Annotated in this window: 3 protein-coding genes; 2 read left to right on the plus strand and 1 reads right to left on the minus strand. The window is 37.1% G+C overall.

Annotated elements, in window-relative coordinates; translation table 11 throughout:
* On the minus strand, positions 1 to 710 hold a 710-nt coding region (locus tag PLA23_RS12065; RefSeq protein ID WP_324475341.1), incomplete at its 3' end, for a hypothetical protein.
* 447 nt (positions 711 to 1157) lie between these two features.
* Between PLA23_RS12065 and PLA23_RS12070 the strand changes: the two genes are divergently transcribed.
* Together PLA23_RS12070 and PLA23_RS12075 are read left to right on the plus strand one after the other, a co-directional pair.
* Positions 1158 to 1910, plus strand: a complete 753-nt coding sequence (locus tag PLA23_RS12070) for a hypothetical protein (RefSeq protein ID WP_324475342.1) — start codon at positions 1158 to 1160, stop codon at positions 1908 to 1910.
* A 120-nt stretch (positions 1911 to 2030) separates the two neighbouring features.
* The gene (locus PLA23_RS12075; RefSeq protein WP_324332072.1) at positions 2031 to 2867 is read left to right on the plus strand and encodes a hypothetical protein; all 837 of its coding nucleotides are present in this window, start codon (positions 2031 to 2033) and stop codon (positions 2865 to 2867) included.
* Positions 2868 to 3018: the final 151 nt, after the last annotated feature.

Here is a 3018-nt window from a genome sequence, read left to right on the forward strand (position 1 = left end):
TCGGTGATCTCCTGAGAACCGGAAGGGGTTGTGACCTGGGCACCTCTCTTTTCTTTTCCTTCTGACTCCTGAATTCCTATCTCGGCTGTTGGAATATCACCCTCAAATGTATCTGCTAAACCGGTGAGAGACACACCAAAAATTGCTCCATTCGCCAATGAAATCTCAAAGTTTTCCTGCTCTGTTTCTTCTTCAGTCTTTGAGATTAAGAAAGCAGGCTCCATTGTAGAAAATGTTTCAATTTTCGGAGGGCCTTCTTCTGATGTCAAGCCCTCTCCAAAAATTGCTCCATTTGCTACAGAGATCTCAAAGTCGATATCAAAATCTGCCCATGATCCAAAGTAATCTTCTTCAACCGGTTCAATAACGGAGATTGTGGTAAATTCTAATGTACCTCCTTCAGAATTCAGACCTACACCATATACAGCCCCATTTGCAAGAGATAGTTCGTAATCCAAGTTCTCAATCTGGGGTAGTTCTGGTTCTATTATAGGAGCAGGTTCTTCCCAATTAAGAGAAACCGGTATGTCAATTTCCTCCCAATCTACAGGGTCCTCATATTCCTCTTTTAATGCCTCATCCCAATCAAATGTTTCTATTGGCTGGGGTGTTGGGACATCGGTATAATTATCAGCAGATGAAAAACTTACTGCTATAGAGATGAATACAAAGATGAGTAATAAATTGATTTTTTTGTTTTGTACGACCATTTTTTTTCGCCTCTTAATAATCTAATTATTTCCTTTTCAATCAAATTTTTTCTTATTTATCCCGTCGATAATAGATTTCTTAACATAATGACCGTTTTTCTGAGATTTCAAAGAGTGTATTGGTCATGCAGAAAAAGAAGAGTTAGAAATCTCATATGCGATTTATAGACCTACCTACGTCATTATAGTATTTAAAAGTATTGACTAAAAAAATTGTTTCATAACGTTATATTTATATAATTATTTATATTCATTTTTAACGAAATTAGAGAGTGTTACGGCGATATAATTAAATAAAAGATATTCTAACAATACCATATGAAATTCTCATATATTTTTCTAGTTTTTTTACCTATCTGCTTAATTTTTGTGAGTTCCAGTTGTGCAGATGAATTAAATATAGAAAATCCTCCTGAATGGAGAGAAGGATATTATCCGACGTATCCCTTGGATCCAGAAATCACCTGGATAGGTAATCTGACCCTTGAAGCAGGGTATCCCCTTGTTGATCATGCATTTGGTCCTTTCACTGAGAAGGACTGGGAAATGTATGGCGTTGGAAAAGAGCATGTAATTCGGATAATTGCATATGAAAATCCCCCTCTCTTTCCAAATAAGACTGCATATGCGATATATCATGAAGGAATTGAAACCATGCCATGGTTAATTGAGATGAAAAACCCAGTCACAGGAGATGATATGCTTGCACAAGTTGCATCTACACCCAAAGGGAAATACAACCCGAATCTGACTCCTCTTGAAAATGATCAAAATAATAATATCGGCTGGTATATTGTTGATGGAACATTGTATCCACGAACCTGGATAAGTGGTCATCTTGCAGATGGGCAGACATGGGTTGAGTACTGGGGTCCATTTAATCCAGATAAGGATGGATCAAAATTACGAAAAAGAACCTACACCATCACTGAAGAACCAGTCACTTTTGCTGGAAAAACCTATGATGGCTATAAGGTGCACATTGTCGGACCCCATGTCATCGCCAATGTGCCGGTAGAAACAGTAGAGGAATTGACTTTGGTTGATGGTATTGGGGTTACATCACGGTTGCTATATCATACTGCAACCGAACCGTTTGTTAGAAATTCTTCAATCACTGGAAAACAAGTCATGCCTGCAGGTACAATGATATTCCGTCACAAGGTAACAATGTTATCAATGGAAAAAGGAACATCATAATAAAACCCTAAAAATTTTGTTTAATTAAAGGATAAAACAGGGAAATAATGCATAAAACTGTCATATTACATCGACATAGAAAAAATTGGAATCCTCAGCAATGAATATCAGAGGGATATTATGAGAAATTTTTATGTTATATTACTTTTTTTATTAGGATTAAACCTCTTCCTGATTGCCAGTGCTGACAGGTTACCAAATGAGACAAATGAAAACCAGATATTTACCATAGATACTGAAATAAAAGCAATTGGAATAATGAGTGAGGAAAGTTCTGTTGACTGGACAATTGATTATCAGCGCCTGTATATGAATGGAGAGTATGATTACGGGCATATTCATGATGGAATATTAAATACAACTGAAACTATTGCAATACTCCAATGGGATGATTCACTCCGAAGTTCAGGGGGAAGTATTGCAATGGGAAAAAAGATCTCTTATAATTCGAAAAATAAGGCCTCATCGAGATATAACCTGCAGACTGAAAAGGTAATGACATATCGGACAAAAGAAGGATCACATCTTTTCGGAGGAGAATCATGGTCACTTGATGTTGCAGGGAACTGGGATTTGAAGCGTGAAAATATTCGATGTGTTTTTGCAGATAGTCAGCCGGATTATTTCCCTGCATTTTGTAATATTGTTAAGGCAGGAAGCAGCATAGTGAATTTCAATACCGGACAACTCTCAACAAGGGGTGTTTCAAGAGCGGTTACATATTATACCCAATACCCTGCAGCTCTTAATTATCTCATAGCAGTCAGACCGGATTCAAAAATGAATAGTCCGGCAATGGGCACGATAAAAACGAATTTTGGGGTTTCAATCATGGAAGCAAGGAACCAGTCCAATAATGTTTCAGCTACGAATACCTGGAAAGACTCAACGTCTGCCACCGGCGGAATAGAGAAGTTTCAAAAGAAATTTACCTATGAATCGGGTTTAAAATTTTGAATCAAGTAAAAACAGCAGGAACAGGATAGTTAATAACCGGGCATCTCTATCATTCCATTTTTATCATGCCATGTGAAACCTGATTTCGTGAGAGATTAAAGACCGTATCAACAATTTCAGTTAAAAATTGATTTTAAATGAGACCTCTGCC

The sequence above is a fragment of the Methanospirillum sp. genome (genome assembly GCF_035406105.1).
Lineage (GTDB): Archaea > Halobacteriota > Methanomicrobia > Methanomicrobiales > Methanospirillaceae > Methanospirillum.

Bases quoted from the DNA above. Each gene is read 5' to 3' on its own strand.
- PLA23_RS12075 (WP_324332072.1), top strand. From the start codon at position 2,031: ATGAGAAATTTTTATGTTATATTACTTTTTTTATTAGGATTAAACCTC.